Origin of the sequence: Microbacterium rhizomatis (genome assembly GCF_008710745.1) — a bacterium.
GTDB lineage: Bacteria > Actinomycetota > Actinomycetes > Actinomycetales > Microbacteriaceae > Microbacterium > Microbacterium rhizomatis.
Genome location: NZ_VYSA01000002.1, coordinates 323,105 through 339,647, shown reverse-complemented (window position 1 = coordinate 339,647; position 16,543 = coordinate 323,105). Strand labels below are relative to the sequence as shown.

At 68.3% G+C, this 16,543-nt stretch carries 14 protein-coding genes; 9 read left to right on the top strand and 5 right to left on the bottom strand.

The annotated features are described in order from the left end of the window. The first annotated feature begins 49 nt into the window (after positions 1–49). On the top strand, positions 50–1,384 hold the full coding sequence (locus F6B43_RS09975; RefSeq protein WP_150448793.1) for an ABC transporter substrate-binding protein: 1,335 nt from the start codon (positions 50–52) through the stop codon (positions 1,382–1,384). A gap of 230 nt (positions 1,385–1,614) precedes the next feature. Here F6B43_RS09975 and F6B43_RS09970 read toward each other — a convergent pair whose 3' ends face one another. Genes F6B43_RS09970 through F6B43_RS09955 form a run of 4 tightly spaced genes read right to left on the bottom strand, consistent with a single transcriptional unit; the run spans position 1,615 to position 5,706 of the window. Continuing rightward, the gene (locus F6B43_RS09970; RefSeq protein WP_150448792.1) at positions 1,615–2,394 is read right to left on the bottom strand and encodes an ABC transporter ATP-binding protein; all 780 of its coding nucleotides are present in this window, start codon (positions 2,392–2,394) and stop codon (positions 1,615–1,617) included. Further along, complete coding sequence (locus F6B43_RS09965) at positions 2,391–3,368, bottom strand: ABC transporter ATP-binding protein (protein ID WP_150448791.1); 978 nt, start codon at positions 3,366–3,368, stop codon at positions 2,391–2,393. The genes F6B43_RS09970 and F6B43_RS09965 overlap by 4 nt, the downstream gene beginning before the upstream one ends. Beyond that, entirely contained in the window at positions 3,361–4,356 is a 996-nt protein-coding gene (locus F6B43_RS09960) for a branched-chain amino acid ABC transporter permease (RefSeq protein ID WP_150448790.1), read from the bottom strand. Before F6B43_RS09960 ends, F6B43_RS09965 begins: the two co-directional genes overlap by 8 nt. Positions 4,357–4,368: 12 nt before the next feature. Next, positions 4,369–5,706: a branched-chain amino acid ABC transporter permease gene (locus F6B43_RS09955; RefSeq protein ID WP_150448789.1), complete on the bottom strand. Its 1,338-nt coding sequence runs from the start codon at positions 5,704–5,706 to the stop codon at positions 4,369–4,371. Between the two features lie 293 nt (positions 5,707–5,999). Here F6B43_RS09955 and guaB point away from each other — a divergent pair, with 293 nt between their 5' ends. The 3 genes from guaB (at position 6,000) to F6B43_RS09940 (ending at position 9,972) form a co-directional block, all read left to right on the top strand. Beyond that, positions 6,000–7,502, top strand: coding sequence for an IMP dehydrogenase (guaB, locus tag F6B43_RS09950; protein ID WP_150448788.1), 1,503 nt, complete (start codon positions 6,000–6,002; stop codon positions 7,500–7,502). 24 nt (positions 7,503–7,526) lie between these two features. Next, positions 7,527–8,171, top strand: coding sequence for a TMEM175 family protein (locus F6B43_RS09945; RefSeq protein ID WP_150448787.1), 645 nt, complete (start codon positions 7,527–7,529; stop codon positions 8,169–8,171). Between the two features lie 112 nt (positions 8,172–8,283). Continuing rightward, the gene (locus tag F6B43_RS09940; RefSeq protein ID WP_150448786.1) at positions 8,284–9,972 is read left to right on the top strand and encodes an ABC-F family ATP-binding cassette domain-containing protein; all 1,689 of its coding nucleotides are present in this window, start codon (positions 8,284–8,286) and stop codon (positions 9,970–9,972) included. 215 nt (positions 9,973–10,187) lie between these two features. Here the strand turns inward: F6B43_RS09940 and F6B43_RS09935 are convergent, their stop codons facing one another. Next, positions 10,188–11,642, bottom strand: coding sequence for a DHA2 family efflux MFS transporter permease subunit (locus tag F6B43_RS09935; protein WP_150448785.1), 1,455 nt, complete (start codon positions 11,640–11,642; stop codon positions 10,188–10,190). 92 nt (positions 11,643–11,734) lie between these two features. On the opposite strand from F6B43_RS09935, the gene F6B43_RS09930 reads away from it, so the two are divergent. Genes F6B43_RS09930 through guaA form a run of 5 tightly spaced genes read left to right on the top strand, consistent with a single transcriptional unit; the run spans position 11,735 to position 16,537 of the window. After that, positions 11,735–12,367, top strand: coding sequence for a TetR/AcrR family transcriptional regulator (locus F6B43_RS09930; RefSeq protein ID WP_170285615.1), 633 nt, complete (start codon positions 11,735–11,737; stop codon positions 12,365–12,367). Between the two features lie 49 nt (positions 12,368–12,416). Continuing rightward, complete coding sequence (locus tag F6B43_RS09925) at positions 12,417–13,535, top strand: GuaB3 family IMP dehydrogenase-related protein (RefSeq protein ID WP_150449534.1); 1,119 nt, start codon at positions 12,417–12,419, stop codon at positions 13,533–13,535. Continuing rightward, on the top strand, positions 13,532–14,431 hold the full coding sequence (locus F6B43_RS09920; protein ID WP_150448783.1) for an SURF1 family protein: 900 nt from the start codon (positions 13,532–13,534) through the stop codon (positions 14,429–14,431). Before F6B43_RS09925 ends, F6B43_RS09920 begins: the two co-directional genes overlap by 4 nt. Positions 14,432–14,441: 10 nt before the next feature. Next, complete coding sequence (locus F6B43_RS09915; protein ID WP_150448782.1) at positions 14,442–14,957, top strand: DUF3817 domain-containing protein; 516 nt, start codon at positions 14,442–14,444, stop codon at positions 14,955–14,957. After that, on the top strand, positions 14,954–16,537 hold the full coding sequence (gene guaA / locus F6B43_RS09910; RefSeq protein ID WP_150448781.1) for a glutamine-hydrolyzing GMP synthase: 1,584 nt from the start codon (positions 14,954–14,956) through the stop codon (positions 16,535–16,537). Before F6B43_RS09915 ends, guaA begins: the two co-directional genes overlap by 4 nt. Positions 16,538–16,543: the final 6 nt, after the last annotated feature.

The following is a 16,543-nucleotide window of genomic DNA, read 5'->3' as shown; positions in this document are numbered from 1 at the left end:
GGGAAGTGGTTCCTGCACGCCGCGCACTCACCCGAAAGGACAGAGCCACATGGTTCATCCCAAGAAAGCCCTCGTGGCGGCGGCAGCCCTCGTGGGCGCCGCAACTCTCGTGCTGGCAGGATGCTCGAGCTCGAGCACTCCGACCAGCAGCGGCAGTGCAAGCTCGACGGCCCCGGCACAAGCCGATCCCGCCGCCGCGTGCAAGCCCGGAACGGTCGGCACCGGACCCCTCACGGTCGCGACGATCCTCCCGCAGACCGGCTCGCTCGCGTACCTGAACCCGCCCGCCGAGGCAGGCTACGGCCTTGCCGTGCAGGACATCAACGCCGCGGGCGGCGTGCTCAGCCAGCCGATCGTCGTCGCACCGATCACCGACTCGGGCGCTTCGAGCGACCTGTCGATCTCGACCGCTTCGGCGGCCCAGATCGCCAGCTCTGACGCGCAGGTCGTGCTCGGCGCCGAATCGTCCAGCGTCACGCTGAACTTCGTCGACACGATCACCTCCAAGTGCAAGGTGCAGATCTCGCCGGCCAACACGGCGACCGCGCTCAGCGGCTACTCCAGCTACTACTTCCGGACCGCACCGCCGGACACGGTGCAGGGTTCGGCTCTCGGCAACCTGATCGTCGGCGACGGCGTCTCGAACGTCGCGTTCATCGTCTTCAACGACGCGTACGGCACCGGCCTGCGCGATGTCGCGGAGAAGACGATCACGGACGCGGGCGGCAAGGTCGTCTACGGCGCCAAGGGGCAGGGCCAGGAGTTCGCCCCCGGCCAGAAGACGTTCTCGTCCGAGGTCTCGGCCGCCATCGCAGCCAAGCCCGACGCGATCGTCATCCTCGCGTTCGACGAGACCAAGCAGATCGTTCCCGAGCTGCAGGCGCAGGGCTGGGACATGTCGAAGGTCTACATGGTCGACGGCAACACGGCTGACTACAGCAAGGACTTCGCCGCCGGCACCCTGACGAACTCGCAGGGCACGATCCCCGGTGCGCAGCCCGACCCCACCTTCCGCCAGGCGCTGATCGACTTCTACAAGACGTCCGCCAACGCTGATCTGAAGGACTTCTCGTACGCTCCCGAGTCGTACGACGCCATCGTCCTGGCGGCGCTGGCCGCCGAGAAGGGCAAGGGCACGGACGGTCCGACGATCCAGGCGAACCTCGCCGCGGTCTCGGGCGACACGAACGGCGAGAAGTGCACCGACTTCGCCGCGTGCCTTGCGCTGATCAAGGCAGGCAAGGACATCTCGTACGTCGGAAAGGCGGGCATCGGCCCGTTCAACGACCAGAACGACCCGTCCAGCGCCTACATCGGCATCTACAAGTACGACGCGAACAACGTGCCGGTCTTCCAGAAGTCGGTTCAGGGTTCCGCTGAGTAACTGATCTGAACGACGGAGGGGCGGGTGCTTCGGCATCCGCCCCTCTTTCGTGCCCGGGCTCCGTGGCGGGGACGCACATCCGGGAGGACGGGAGGGATGGGGAAGGGCTCAGGGGGCCTCAGGACCGCACAGCGGCACCATCGGTCCTCCCGGATGTACGCCGCGCGGGGAACCCGGAGACGACGGAGGGGGCGGATGCCGACAGCATCCGCCCCCTCCGCCGTTCAGGGTCAGTGACCCGCGGCGTCCTCCACGTCGGTGGCGAGGGTGCCGAGGTACAGCTCGATGACCTTCGGGTCTTTGGCCAGGTCGCGGCCCGTGCCCTCGTACGCGTTCCGGCCCTGGTCGAGGACGTACGCGCGGTCGCAGATCTGGAGACAGCGACGCGCGTTCTGCTCGACCATGATGATCGTCACGCCGGTCTTGTTGATCTCACGCGTGCGGATGAAGGTCTCGTCCTGTCGAACGGGCGAGAGGCCGGCGCTCGGTTCATCCAGCAGCAGCACCTTGGGGTTCATCATGAGCGCCCGCGCCATCGCCACAGACTGCCGCTCGCCGCCGGAGAGCGAACCGGCGCGCTGACTGCGCCGCTCGCCGAGGACCGGGAACAGCTCCCAGATCTCGGAGACGCGCTTGGTGAACTCCTTGGGCTTGAGGTACATGCCCATCTGCATGTTCTCTTCGATCGTGAGCGACGGGAACACGTTGTTGGTCTGCGGCACGAAGCCGATCCCCGCGCGCACGAGGCTGTTGGCCTTGTGGTTGGTGATGTCTTCGCCCGCGAGCGTGACGGTGCCGCTGGTCACGGTCACCAGGCCGAAGAGGGCTTTCAGGAGGGTCGACTTTCCTGCGCCGTTGGGGCCGATGATTCCCACGAGCTCGCCCTGGAATGCTTCGAGGGTGCAGTCGTTGAGGATGTTGACGCCCGGGATGTACCCGGCGATCAGGCTGTCGGCCTTGACCACCGGCGTGCCGGTGTGCGTCGTGGATGTGGTGGCCGCGTCGGTCATCGCGATTCCTCCTCGGCTTCGACCTCGGCCTCGACCTGCTGCTCGATCTTGTCGATCAGTCCGGTGGTCAGGGCGGCATCGTCACCCAGATCGGTGTCGTGGTAGGCGCCGAGGTAGGCGTCGATCACGGCGGGGTTCTTCATCACGAGCTCGGGGGCGCCCTCGGCGACGATCTCGCCCTGGGCCATCACGACGACCCAGTCCGAGATGTGGCGGACCATGTGCATGTCGTGCTCGACGAACAAGACGGTGGTTCCGTCGTCGCGGAGCGCCCTGATGTGCTCGAGCAGGCTCTGCGTGAGTGCCGGGTTCACCCCGGCCATCGGCTCGTCGAGCATGATCATCAGGGGGTCGCTCATGAGCGCCCGGGCCATCTCGAGCAGCTTCTTCTGGCCGCCCGACAGGCTCCCCGCCATGTCGTCCCGCTTCGTGTCGAGCTTGAATCGCGACAGCAGCTCTTCGGCCTTCAGCGTGTTCGCCTTCTCGGCCTTCGACCACAGCGCGGGAATCAGGCCCACCGCGAGGTTCTCACCCGGGTTTCCGCTCGCTCCGATCAGCATGTTCTCGATCACCGTCATGCGAGACAGCGCCTTGGTGAGCTGGAACGTGCGCACCATTCCGGCACGCGCGACTTTGGATGCTGCGGTGTTGCCGAGCGTGCGGCCGTCGAACGACCAGCGCGCGGCGTCTTCGCTGGGCGGACCGCCGAACAGGCGCTTGGCGCTCGAGGGTTTGTCGAACCCGGTGATGAGGTTGAAGAACGTCGTCTTCCCCGCCCCGTTGGGCCCGATGAGCGCGGTGATCGCGCCCCGCTGCACCTCGAGGTGGTCCACGTCGACGGCCGTCATGCCGCCGAAGTGGCGCGTGATGTTGTCGACGACCAGGATCGGGTCGGGCTTGGCCGAGCCGGGCGTCTCGGGGACGGTCGACAGCTGCGCGCGGATCGATGTGGTGATCGGGCCGAGGTCAGGCATTGAAACTCAGCTCCTTCTTGTTTCCGAGTATGCCCTGTGGTCGGAAGATCACCAGGAGCATGAGGGCGACGCCGATGAGAACCCACGACATCGCCTGGGTCTGCTGGGCGTTCAGGACGGAGGCGGGCACGAATTCGCCCGCGACCTGCACGATCGCGACGCGGACCACGAAGAAGATGATCGCGCCCAGGAGCGGTCCGAAGATCGTCGCGGCACCGCCGAGGAGCATCACGGTCCACAGGTTGAAGGTCAGCGTGCGGCTAAAGCCGTCCGGCTGGACGGAGGCCGGAAGCACGATGAGCACGCCGCCGATGCCGCCGAGCACGCCGCCGATGATGAGCGACTGCATCTTGTAGGAGTACGAGCTCTTGCCGAGGCTGCGCACCGCATCCTCGTCTTCGCGGATGCCCTTGAGGACACGCCCCCAGGGGCTGCGCATCGCGAGGAACGTGAAGAGCAGGAACACCGCGACCAGGCCCCATGCGACGAGCCGCGTCCACCAGTCGTTGCCGCTGCCCGGGTCGGTGTTCGGGTAGTTGAACCACAGGATCTGCGTGTTGCCCGGGGGCAGCGGCGACAGGTCGGTGAACGGACCGCGGTAGGTCGGTCCGACCAGGCCCGTCGATCCGCCCGTCACGTTCGCCAGCGCCGCGAGCCGCCCGACCATTCGCACGATCTCGGCCGCGCAGATCGTCACGATCGCCAGGTAGTCGCCCCGCAGGCGCAGTGTGGGCACACCGAGGATGAAGGCGAAGGCCACGCACGCCACGATCGAGACCAGGAGGGCGAGCCAGAACCCGCCACCGGCGATGACGGTGAGGGCGAAGCCGTATGCGCCGAGGAGCATGAAGCCGGCCTGGCCCATGTTCATCAGCCCGGTGAATCCGAAGTGGATGTTCAGGCCGATCGCGGCGATGACGTATGCCGCCGTGACCGGCGCGATCGCCGTCTCGGACAGCTGCATGAAAAGGGAACCCCAGAAGTCCATCTCTGTTCCTCCTTAGCCGACTCGCTCGCGGCGGCCGAAGATGCCCTGTGGTCTGACCAGCAGGATGAGAATGAGCAGCGCAAGCGCCGTCGCGTACTTGAGATCGCCGGGCAGCCAGATGTTGGTCAGCTCGACGATGAGGCCGATGATCATGGCGCCGGCGAAGGCGCCGAACGCCGTACCGAGGCCACCGAGGGTGACGGCCGCGAACAGGAGCAGCAGCAGCTGGCCACCCGTCTCCCATCCGACGCCGTTGAGGACCAGTCCCAGCAGCACGCCCGAGAGGCCCGCAAGGCCCGCACCGATCGTCCAGACTCCGCGGATGACCCGATCCACGTCGATCCCCGACGCCGATGCGAGCGCCGGGTTGTCCGACACCGCACGGGTCGCCCGCCCGAAGCGAGTGAAGAGGAGGCCGAGTCCCACTGCCGCGATCGCGACGATCGCGATCGCCATCGCGATGTACGACTGGACCGTGAGGGTGATCCCGAGCAGGGTCACCGTCTGCGGCGTCGACCGGTCGATGCGGACGGTGCCTGCGCCGATCCAGAGCTGCAGGACGTACTGGAGGGCGATCGACAGGCCGATCGAGACGATCATCATCTGCGTCAGGCTGAGGCGCTTCTTTCGCAGCGGACGCCAGAGTCCGGCATCCTGAACCCATCCGAACCCGGCCATCACCACCACCGCGGCCAGGCCCGCGAGCCACAGGTTCTCCCCGAAGATCGGCATGAAGAACCAGGCCAGCACGCCGCCGAGGCTCACCATCTCGCCCTGGGCGAAGTTGCTGAGGCCGGTCGTTCCGAAGACCAGGGACAGGCCCAGCGCTGCGAGGGCGAGCAGAAGGCCGAGCCGGATGCCCTGGGCGAACTGCTGCCAGAACCGCTGCCAGTCGAATCCGCCGGACGAGGCGGCGGCGCCGTCGGCGCTGTTGCTCAGGTTGAAGATGGCGGAGGAGTTGGACCCGAGCGCCGCAGCGACCGTGCGGGTCTCGTCGCTCGCGAGGAACTGCCCGTCGGGAAGCGACTCCTTATCGATCTTCACGACGTAGGAGCCGTCCTTCGTCACGGCGAAGACCCATTTGCCGGTGTCGTCCGTCGTCGTGGACGGGTTCGTGGCGGCGGGACCGGTGATCGTCAGCTTCACCCCGCTCGCAGGCTTGCCATCGCTCGTGCGGATGGTGCCCTGGATGCAGGCGGTGGTGGCGTTGGCGGTGCACACCTCGGCCGCGCGCGCGGGGCTCGCGGGTACGAGGAGTGTGAGCAGAAGGCCTATGGCGACGACCAGAGCGGCGATGCCGGCCGCTCGGCGTCGCGATGAGACCAACCTGTGCGCAAGTTGCACGGTCATCGTCCTCCACGGGTATCAGAGAAAGCATGAGTGCAGGACGGCACGCGTGCTTGTCGAAGAACACTAGGACTCGCATGTGTCAGGGGTGTTTCGACCCTCCGCTCATTGGGCACCGTTCATCAGCATCGATGGCGCCGCCCTCAGGAGGAGGTGGGGGAATCATACCTACTCCGGACCCGATATCAGGACTCTGTCGGGAATACCTCCAAGCCTCGGCCGTTAGAATCGCTACGCGGGAAATCTCCGCGACTTCGCCCGTCTGACACCTCCGGTGTGGCCGTATTGGAGAACGCATGGATCAGCACGACCCTTTCGGATTCGTCGGACTCACGTATGACGACGTGCTGCTCCTTCCCGGCCACACGGATGTCATCCCGAGCGAGGCCGACACCTCGTCGCGCGTGAGCCGCCGGATCACGGTCGCGACGCCGCTCCTGTCCAGCGCGATGGACACCGTGACCGAAGCCCGGCTGGCGATCGCGATCGCGCGCGAGGGCGGACTCGGCATCCTGCACCGCAATCTGTCGATCGAAGACCAGGCGTCGCAGGTCGACCGTGTGAAGCGCAGCGAGTCGGGCATGATCACCGATCCGATCACGACCACACCCGATGCCACGATCGACGAGGTCGAAGCGCTGTGCGCCCAGTTCCGCATCTCGGGGCTGCCCGTGGTCGACGCCGACGGTCGCCTCGCGGGCATCGTCACCAACCGCGACATGCGCTTCGTCTCGGCCTTCGAGCGGTCGACCACCCTGGTCAGAGACGTCATGACCAGCGATGGCCTCGTGACCGCGCCGGTCGGCATCGGAGCCAACGACGTGATCGCGCTCTTCGCCAAGCACCGCGTCGAGAAGCTGCCGCTGATCGACGATGACGGCCGGCTCGCGGGCCTCATCACGGTCAAGGACTTCGACAAGAGCGAGAAGTACCCTCTCGCCACGAAGGACGAGCACGGGCGCCTGCGCGTGGGCGCGGCGATCGGCTTCTTCGGCGACGCCTGGGAGCGAGCCGAGGCTCTTCGTGATGCGGGCGTCGATGTGATCGTCGTCGACACCGCCAACGGGCAGTCGCAGGGCGTCATCGACATCGTCAAGCGACTCAAGGCGGATGCGTCCTTCGAGCACATCGACGTCATCGGCGGCAACGTCGCGACCCGGGAGGGCGCGCAGGCGCTCATCGACGCGGGAGTGGATGCTGTCAAGGTCGGCGTCGGACCGGGTTCGATCTGCACGACACGTATCGTCGCCGGCGTCGGTGTGCCGCAGGTCACCGCCATCTACGAGGCTTACCTCGCCGCGCGCGAGGCGGGCATCCCCGTGATCGCCGACGGCGGCCTGCAGTATTCCGGCGACATCGCGAAGGCGCTCGTCGCCGGCGCCGACACCGTCATGCTCGGGTCGCTCCTTGCCGGCACCGACGAATCGCCCGGCGAGATCGTCTTCCAGGGCGGCAAGCAGTTCAAGCTGTACCGCGGCATGGGTTCGCTCGGAGCCATGCAGACCCGTGGCAAGCAGACGTCCTACTCGAAGGACCGGTATTTCCAGGCGGATGTGCCCAGCGACGACAAGCTGATCCCCGAGGGCATCGAGGGGCAGGTCGCCTATCGCGGCCCCGTCTCGGCCGTCGCGTATCAGCTGGTGGGCGGCCTGCGTCAGTCGATGTTCTACGTCGGAGCGCGCACGATCGATGAACTCAAGGCGAAGGGCAAGTTCGTCCGTATCACGGCTGCCGGGCTGAAGGAGTCGCACCCGCACGACGTGCAGATCGTCGTGGAGGCGCCTAACTACAAGCGCTAGGCCGGCGCCCGCTACCGTGTCTTCATGGCAAAGGAGCGGCCGGCCCCGACGTACTATTCCACGGCACGCCTGGAGGCGTACACCGACGGCGTCTTCGCGATCGCGGCGACCCTGCTCGTCCTCGACCTGACCACGGCCGCCCTCGGGCAGATTCAGACCGATGCCGAGCTGTGGGCCGCGCTCGCGCGGATGTGGCCCAGCTTCATGAGCTTCGGCGTGAGTTTCGCGCTGCTGAGCGGGCTGTGGTTCATCCATCTCGGGCAGTTCCGCGGGATCGCCCGCGTCGACGTCACCCTGGTCTGGCTCAACGCCGCCCGGCTGCTGTTCGTCGTGCTGATCCCCTTCACTACGAGCCTGGTGTCGGACTATTCCACGTTCTACGCCGGACGGATGCTGCTTCCGATCAACTTCTTCTTCGCGGCGCTTTTCGGCCACCTCTCGTGGCGGTGGGCGGCGGCGCGGCACGGGCACCTGCTCACTCCGGACGCGGCAGCCGACATCCCCACGGAGGGAGCGGGGGGTCTGGCCGCCGTCATCTGCGGAGCGATCGCCGCAGTCGCCTCGCCCTGGCTCGGGTCCTGGGGCTTCTGCGCGTACTTCCTCAACGGCCCCCTCACGGCGCTCTTGCGACGACGTGCGATGCGACGTGCGGCGGCTGGGGCATCCTGACCCTCAGGTCCCGCGCACTGGCCGTGACACCGGGCCCCGGATAGACTGATCGGCTCGCCATCGCCGAGCCACCCACTCCTGATCGCGGGTGCGACGGACCGAAAGCATCGACGTGGGATACATCGACATCAACGGCGTCTCTTTCGTGCTCCCGGACGGACGCCCGTTGCTGGACGAGGTCACCTTCCGCGTCGGCGAGGGCTCGACCACCGCCCTCATCGGCCCGAACGGCGCGGGTAAGTCGACGCTGCTGCGTATCGTCCGGGGCGACGAACGCGCCCACGGCGGCGCGGTGTCCATCGGCGGCGGTCTCGGCGTCATGGACCAGTTCGTCGGTCACGGGCGAGACGGCACGACCGTGCACGACCTGCTCATCGAGGTTGCGCCGGTACGTGTGCGGGGGGCTGCGGAGGAGCTCGAGGCAGCCGAACTCGCCATCATCGAGCGCGACCACACCGACACCCAGCTCCGGTACGCGTCGGCGCTGGCAGATTATGCGGACGCCGGTGGGTACGAGCACGAGACCGTCTGGGACCGGTGCACGACGGCAGCCCTCGGGCTGCCGTTCGAGCGGGCTCGGTTCCGTTCGCTGTCGACGCTGTCGGGTGGCGAGCAGAAGCGACTCGTGCTCGAGGCGCTCCTGCGCGGACCCGACGACGTGCTGCTGCTGGACGAGCCCGACAACTACCTCGACGTTCCCGCCAAACGCTGGCTCGAGGCGCAGCTGAAGGCGACGCCGAAGACGGTGCTCCTCGTCTCGCACGACCGCGAACTGCTGGCGTGTGCGACCGACCGCATCGTGACCCTCGAGGCCGGCGCAGCCGGCAGCACCGCGTGGGTGCACGGTGGATCCTTCCGCACCTACGCCGCGGCCCGCGAGGAGCGGATGAGCCGACTCGACGAGCTGCGCCGGCGCTGGGACGAGGAGCACACCAAGCTCCGCACGCTGGTCGCGACCATGCGCGCCAAAGCGACGGCGAGCGACGAGTTCGCCTCGCGGTATCGAGCGGCACAGACACGCCTCGCACGCTTCGAAGCCGCGGGGCCGCCGGAGGAGCGCCCACCTGAGCAGGACCTCCAGCTGCGCCTGCGCGGCGCGCGCACCGGTAAGCGGGCCGTCATCGCCGAGAAGCTCGAACTCACCGGCCTCATGAAGCCGTTCGACCTCGAGGTGTGGTTCGGTGACCGCGTCGCGGTGCTGGGTTCGAACGGATCAGGAAAGTCGCACTTCCTGCGGATGCTCGCGCGCGGCGGCAGCGAACCGGACGCGCGGCTCGGCCATCGCACGAGCGTAGGTTCCGGCCTCGAGCCCGTCGCGCACACCGGGCGTGCGGTGCTCGGTGCGAGAGTGGTGCCCGGATGGTTCGCGCAGACCCACCGGCATCCGGAGTTCACGGGCAGGACGCTGCTCGATCTGCTGCACCGCGGCGACGACGACCGGCAGGGCATGGCGCGGGAAGCGGCGAGTTCGGCGCTGGACCGCTACGGGTTGGTCGGCCAGGCGCAACAGTCGTTCGAGACGCTGTCCGGCGGGCAGCAGGCCAGGTTCCAGATTCTCCTGCTCGAGCTGTCTGGCACGACGTTGCTGCTTCTGGACGAGCCCACCGACAACCTCGACCTCGCCTCCGCCGAAGCCCTCGAACTCGCGCTCGCGCGCTTCGAGGGGACGGTGCTCGCCGTCACCCACGACCGATGGTTCGCCCGATCCTTCGACCGATTTCTCGTCTTCGGAGCCGACGGCGACGTCTACGAGGCCGACGAGCCGGTGTGGGAAGAGGGGCGGGTCGCGCGAGCCAGGTGAGAAGGCGGTCGTGTCTCCCCGCCGCACGCCTCGACTTCTCTGCTCTCGCTCCTGCGTTTGTCGTGCACAACGCAGGACCGATCCCTCGATTAAGGGGCCCAGAGTGGCCTGGGGCTCGATATCGAAGGATCGGTCCTGCGTTGTGCACCGGCGGGAGGTGGAAGGAGCCGGGAGGTGGAAGGAGGCGGGAGGTGGAAGGAGCCGGTGACGCGGTGTCAGGCCTCGACGAGCGCCGGAGTGTCGGATGCCGGGGCCACCTCATCCTCCTCCGGCGCCGTCGAGCGGCCCGCGGGCAGCCACAGCGCCACGATCATGCCGACGAACAGCACCACGGCGCCCGTCATGACGGCCGGGCGGGCGGCGTCGACGTAGAGGTCGGGCGCGAGCTGCCCGCCGGCCCCCACGAAGATCGCGGTCATGACGGCGGTGCCGAGGGCGACGCCGATCTCGCGGACCGTCGAGTTGACTCCGGACGCTTTCGCGTGGTCGATGACCCCCAGCGTGGCCAGCAGGGCGGTCGCCGACGGGGCGAAGACCAGACCCATCCCGACGCCGGCGAGGATGAAGGGCACGACGAGGGCCGCGTAGTCCAGATCGGTCGACAGCACCAGCGCCAGCCAGGCCAGGGCCACGCCCTGCAGGAAGAGCCCGCTGACGAGCAAGAGCCTCGTTCCGACGCGGGGCGCGAAGATTCCCGCGAGGGGTGCGACGATCATGGGCGCCAGCGTCCACGGGGTGGTCTGCACGGCGGCCTGGAGAGGCGTGGAGCCCTGTACGACCTGCATGTACTGGATGAGGATGAAGATCGCGCCGAACGTGCCGAAGCTGAACGCGAAGCCGACGACGTTCGTGACAGAGAATGATCGGTCGCGGAAGAGCCGAAGCGGCATGAGCGGGGCCCGCGAACGTGTCTGCCAGAACAGGAATGCCGCGATCAGCACCGCGCCCAGGGCGAGCTCGGTCACCACGGGCACCGATGACCAGCCGTCGTCGTTGCCGCGGACGATTCCCAGAACGATGGCCAGCACCCCCGCGCCGGCCAGCGCAGCGCCGAGTACGTCGATGCGTTGACGGGCGCCGAAGTCGTTGCGCAGGGCGAAGAATGCGAGCGGGATGGCGATGACCGCGACAGGCACGTTGAGCCAGAAGATCGCCTGCCAGTTCCATCCCGACATGACCGCGCCGCCGACGAGGGGGCCGACCGCGACGCCGAGGCCCGAGATGCCGCCCCATATGCCGATCGCGAGCGGCCTGCGCTCGGCGGTGACACCGCCGGCGAGGAGGGCGAGGGAGAGAGGGAGCACGCCGGCGCCGCCGAAGCCTTGGACGGCCCTCGCGACGATGAGCTGGGTCGGATCGGTGCTCAGCGCAGCCGCGACGGACCCGGCAGCGAAGATGCCGATCCCGATCAGGAAGACCGTACGCCGCCCGAACCGGTCGCCGAGGGCGGAGGCGATGAGGATCGTGCTCGCGAAGGCCAGCGTGTATGCGTTGACGAACCACTGCAGCTGCTCGACCGTCGCGCCGAGCTCGGCGTGCAGCACGGGCAGCGCGTTGGTCATGACCAGGTTGTCGAGGGTCGCCATGAACATCGGGAGGGATGCGGCAGCGATGACGAGCCCGAACGGACGGGTCCTGCGGCCGTCCGCGGCGCGGGGGGAAAGGGACATGACTGATCCTTCTTCTCGTCTGGGGCAACCGTTGTAATCGGATGATTACTTGCTTCTGCTCAATGTAGTAATCGACTGATAACATGTCAAGCGTGAGTGAGAGAACCAGCCAGGATGCCTCGCGCCGTCTCAGTTCGGAGGAGCGTCGCGCGCAGATCATCGAAGCGGCGATCGCCGTGTTCGGCGCCCGCGGGTACGTCGGGACGACGACCGACGAGGTTGCTCGGGCGGCATCCGTCAGCCAGCCCTACGTGGTGCGACTGTTCGGCACGAAAGAGAACCTGTTCCTCGCCGCGCTCCAGGATGCGCTCGATCGTCTGCTGGCCGCGTTCCGCTCCGCGCCGCGCGGCGATGACCTGCAGGCTCGCAGTGACGCGATGGGCGCGGCCTACCTCGGGCTCCTCGAGGTGCGGGGGCTGCACCAGATCCTCTCGCACGCCTTCCTGCTCGGCTCCCACCCCGTGATCGGTCCGCGTGCGCGCGAGGGGTTCGCCCAGGTCTGGCGCTACCTGCGCGACGATCCGGCCGAGGGCGGGGCCGGGTTCTCGGCCGAGGAGGCGCAGAAGTTCCTCGCGGCAGGGATGCTCATCAACACGATGGTGGGGCTCCGCATCACCGACGAGTACGGCGCGGACACGGGCATGACCGAGCTGTTCAACGAGTGCTTCCCGGTGAGCATCGATTACGTGCTCGGCGTCGCTCCGCGCGTCGACGAGCTCTGGTGAGCGAACAGCCGGCTTGTCGGACCCGCACGGGTAGGCTGGTCGGGTGAGCATGGAGATCGAGGTCGGACGCGCCAAACGCGCCCGCCGCGCCTATACCTTCGACGACATCGCCGTCGTCCCGTCGCGGCGCACGCGCAACCCGGAAGACGTCTCGACCGCATGGACGATCGACGCCTTCTCGTTCGCGATCCCCGTCATCGGCGCCCCGATGGACTCGGTGGTCAGCCCCCGCACGGCCATCATGCTCGGACAGCTCGGCGGTCTGGGCGTGCTCGACCTCGAAGGCTTGTGGACCCGGTACGACGACCCCACGCCGCTGCTGGCCGAGATCGCCGGCCTCGAGAAGGCCGCAGCCACACGGCGGATGCAGGAGCTGTACTCCGAGCCGATCAAGCCCGAGCTGGTTCGCGACCGCCTCGCCGAGATCCGCGCCGCCGGCGTCACCGTCGCCGGTGCCCTCACGCCGCAGCGCACGCAGGAGCTCTACGAGACCGTCGTCGCCGCGGGCGTCGACCTCTTCGTGATCCGCGGCACCACGGTCTCGGCCGAGCACGTCTCGTCGGTGGATCAGCCGCTCAACCTCAAGAAGTTCATCTACGACCTCGACGTGCCGGTGATCGTCGGCGGCGCCGCCACCTACACCGCAGCGCTGCACCTCATGCGCACGGGCGCCGCAGGCGTCCTCGTCGGATTCGGCGGGGGAGCAGCATCCACCACTCGTGCCACCCTCGGCCTGCATGCGCCGATGGCCACCGCGGTCGCCGATGTCGCGGGCGCGCGGCGCGACTATCTCGACGAGTCGGGCGGCCGGTACGTGCACGTCATCGCCGACGGCGGCGTGGGCACCTCGGGTGACATCGTCAAAGCGCTCGCGATGGGAGCGGATGCGGTCATGCTCGGCGTCGCGCTCGCACGCGCGACCGACGCCCCTGGTCTCGGCTACCACTGGGGACCCGAGTCGCACCACCCGCAGCTCCCGCGCGGCAGGCGCGTCCGGGTAGACCAGGTCGCACCGCTCGAGGGCATCCTCTACGGTCCGGCGCCGGTCGCCGACGGCACGGCCAACCTGATCGGCGCACTCAAGAAGTCGATGGCCACGACCGGCTACTCCGACCTCAAAGAGTTCCAGCGGGTCGAAGTCGTCGTCGCGCCCTACAGCACGACATGACCCCCGCAGACCTCGACGCCTCGACGGGCGCGGCGACCTCGGGTCTGCCGGTGTTCCCGCCGACGCTGCGCGAGGTGCTGCTGCGGCCGCGATGGCTCGGGATGCTGGCGCTCTGCCTCGTGGTCGCGGGAGTGTTCGCGTGGCTCGGTCAGTGGCAGCTCGGCCGCGCCCTCCAGACCGACCCGACCCCGCCAGGAGCCACCGAGCAGGTCGAGCCCATCGCCGATGTCGTGGCGCCGGGCGCGTATCTGCCCGAGCCGCTCGTCGGCCAGCGCGTGACGGTCACCGGCACGTGGGTGCCCGGGGACTTCCTCGTCGTCGGCTCGCGCTTCAACAACGGCACCGAGGGTTACTGGGTGACCGGCCAGCTGCGCGTCACGCCCGATGCGAGCAGCACCGGACCCACATCGATCGCCGTCGCGATCGGGTGGGCGCCGAACCTGGATGTCGCGCACACCGCGATCGACGGCCTGCAGCGGGAGGCCTCGGCCCCCGATGCCGCGCAGAACCCGGTAGAGGTCGTCGGCCGGATCATCTCCGACGAAGGTCCGGCCCTCCCGCGGCATGACATCGACCCGCAGACGATGACGAGCATGTCGCCGGCCGCTCTCCTCGGGCAGTGGCACGACGTCGCCGGGCTCAGCGTGTACCGCCCCTACCTCGCGTCGCAGGTCGCGCCCCAGCCGCTCGCCGACATCGCCTCTCCGCCTCCGCCGACGGGGTCGACCGTCAACTGGCTCAACATCTTCTACGCCGCGGAGTGGGCGGTCTTCGCGGGCTTCGCGTTCTATCTCTGGTACCGGTTGGGGCGCGACGCCTGGGAGCGCGAAGTGGAAGAGATCGAGGATGCGGCGGACGCGGCATCCTCGGGCGAGGGCGCGGAAAGCCGCGGGTAGACTGGGTGGCATGGCCCGCGCCCCGAAACTCGCCTCGTTCCCGGCCATCCGCGGTGCGCTGAAGTTCTACCAGATCTGCTCGGTCATCACCGGCGTCGGTCTGCTTCTGCTGTGCACCGAGATGGTTTTGAAGTACACCCCGCTGCACGTCGAGCTGTTCCTCGGCGGGTCAGGCGGATTCCTGTGGTTCGCGCCGGTCGTCGAGGGTCCCGAGGGAATGGTCTCCACGGGAGATGGCGTCAATCTCTCACTCGGCATCCTCATCGTGCACGGCTGGTTCTACGTCGTGTACCTGTTCTCGTGCTTCCGCATCTGGAGCCTCATGCGCTGGCACTTCGCGCGCTTCCTGCTGCTCGCGGCGGGTGGCATCGTCCCGCTGCTGTCGTTCTTCATGGAGGCCCGGGTCGCCCACGATGTGAAGCGCTACCTCGCCGAGCGCGAGGCGGCAGAGCTGCACAGCCACGCGGAACACTCCGCACTGACCCACGCGATCCCCACGACGACAAGCACGGAGAACCAGCGTTGACCGACCATACCGAGACCGACCAGCGCCCCGTTCTCGTCGTCGACTTCGGCGCGCAGTACGCGCAGCTGATCGCGCGGCGCGTGCGCGAAGCCGGCGTGTACAGCGAGATCGTGCCGCACACGGCCACTGCTGCCGACATCGCGGCCCGCAACCCGGTCGGCATCATCCTCTCCGGCGGGCCGTCATCGGTCTATGAACCGGGCGCGCCCACCCTCGACCCCGGCGTGCTCGAGCTCGGACTCCCCACGCTCGGCATCTGCTACGGGTTCCAGGTGATGGCCCAGCAGCTCGGCGGCGAAGTGGCGAACACGGGCCTGCGCGAATACGGGGCGACGGACGCTGAGCTCACCGGTGACGGGGGCACGCTGCTGGGCGGCCAGCCGCCCGCCCAGAACGTCTGGATGAGCCACGGCGACCAGGTCTCCAAGGCGCCCGAGGGCTTCACCGTGCTGGCGTCGACGCCGGCCACGCCCGTGGCCGCTTTCGGTGACGATGAGCGTCGCCTCTACGGCGTGCAGTGGCATCCCGAGGTCAAGCACACCGACTTCGGCCAGCGCGTGATCGAGAACTTCCTGCACCAGGGGGCGGGGCTCGCCGCCGACTGGAACTCGGGCAACGTCATCGCCGAGCAGGTGGCGCGTATCCGCGAGCAGGTCGGCTCGGGTCGGGTGATCTGCGGCCTGTCGGGCGGGGTCGACTCTGCCGTGGCGGCCGCCCTCGTCCACGAGGCAGTCGGCGACCAGCTGGTGTGCATCTTCGTCGACCACGGTCTGCTGCGCAAGAACGAGCGTGAGCAGGTCGAGAACGACTACGTGGCCTCGACCGGTGTCCGCCTCGTCACGGTCGACGCACGAGAGCAGTTCCTGACCGCCCTGGCCGGCGTCAGCGACCCCGAGCAGAAGCGCAAGATCATCGGCCGCGAGTTCATTCGCACGTTCGAGGCCGCCGAGAAGGCCCTCGTCGCCGAGGCGGCAGCCGACGGCGAGCCGATCCGCTTCCTCGTGCAGGGCACGCTGTACCCGGACGTCGTCGAGTCCGGCGGCGGCACCGGCACCGCGAACATCAAGTCGCATCACAACGTCGGCGGTCTTCCCGAAGACCTGCAATTCGAGCTCGTCGAGCCCCTCCGCACCCTGTTCAAGGACGAGGTGCGTGCGATCGGCCGTGAGCTGGGCCTGCCCGAGGTGATCGTCGGCCGGCAGCCGTTTCCGGGGCCGGGCCTCGGCATCCGGATCGTGGGTGAGGTCACCGCTGACAACCTCGAGATTCTGCGTGAAGCCGACGCCATCGCTCGCGAGGAGCTGACCCGCGCCGGATTGGATGCCGAGATCTGGCAGTGCCCCGTGGTGCTGCTGGCCGGAGTCCGGTCCGTCGGCGTGCAGGGCGATGGCCGCACGTACGGTCACCCGATCGTGCTGCGCCCGGTCTCGTCGGAAGACGCGATGACAGCGGACTGGACGCGGCTGCCCTATGACGTGCTGGCCCGGATCTCGAACCGCATCACGAACGAGGTGCGCGAGGTCAACCGTGTGGTGCTCGACGTGACGAGCAAGCCGCCGGGCACCATCGAGTGGGAGTGACGCACC

What these genes read in the sequence shown, in the direction of transcription:
- F6B43_RS09975 (WP_150448793.1), top strand. Translation starts at nt 50, where the DNA reads ATGGTTCATCCCAAGAAAGCCCTCGTGGCGGCGGCAGCCCTCGTGGGC.
- F6B43_RS09970 (WP_150448792.1), bottom strand. Translation starts at nt 2,394, where the DNA reads ATGACCGACGCGGCCACCACATCCACGACGCACACCGGCACGCCGGTG.
- F6B43_RS09965 (WP_150448791.1), bottom strand. Translation starts at nt 3,368, where the DNA reads ATGCCTGACCTCGGCCCGATCACCACATCGATCCGCGCGCAGCTGTCG.
- F6B43_RS09960 (WP_150448790.1), bottom strand. Translation starts at nt 4,356, where the DNA reads ATGGACTTCTGGGGTTCCCTTTTCATGCAGCTGTCCGAGACGGCGATC.
- F6B43_RS09955 (WP_150448789.1), bottom strand. Translation starts at nt 5,706, where the DNA reads ATGACCGTGCAACTTGCGCACAGGTTGGTCTCATCGCGACGCCGAGCG.
- guaB (WP_150448788.1), top strand. Translation starts at nt 6,000, where the DNA reads ATGGATCAGCACGACCCTTTCGGATTCGTCGGACTCACGTATGACGAC.
- F6B43_RS09945 (WP_150448787.1), top strand. Translation starts at nt 7,527, where the DNA reads ATGGCAAAGGAGCGGCCGGCCCCGACGTACTATTCCACGGCACGCCTG.
- F6B43_RS09935 (WP_150448785.1), bottom strand. Translation starts at nt 11,642, where the DNA reads ATGTCCCTTTCCCCCCGCGCCGCGGACGGCCGCAGGACCCGTCCGTTC.
- F6B43_RS09925 (WP_150449534.1), top strand. Translation starts at nt 12,417, where the DNA reads ATGGAGATCGAGGTCGGACGCGCCAAACGCGCCCGCCGCGCCTATACC.
- F6B43_RS09920 (WP_150448783.1), top strand. Translation starts at nt 13,532, where the DNA reads ATGACCCCCGCAGACCTCGACGCCTCGACGGGCGCGGCGACCTCGGGT.
- F6B43_RS09915 (WP_150448782.1), top strand. Translation starts at nt 14,442, where the DNA reads ATGGCCCGCGCCCCGAAACTCGCCTCGTTCCCGGCCATCCGCGGTGCG.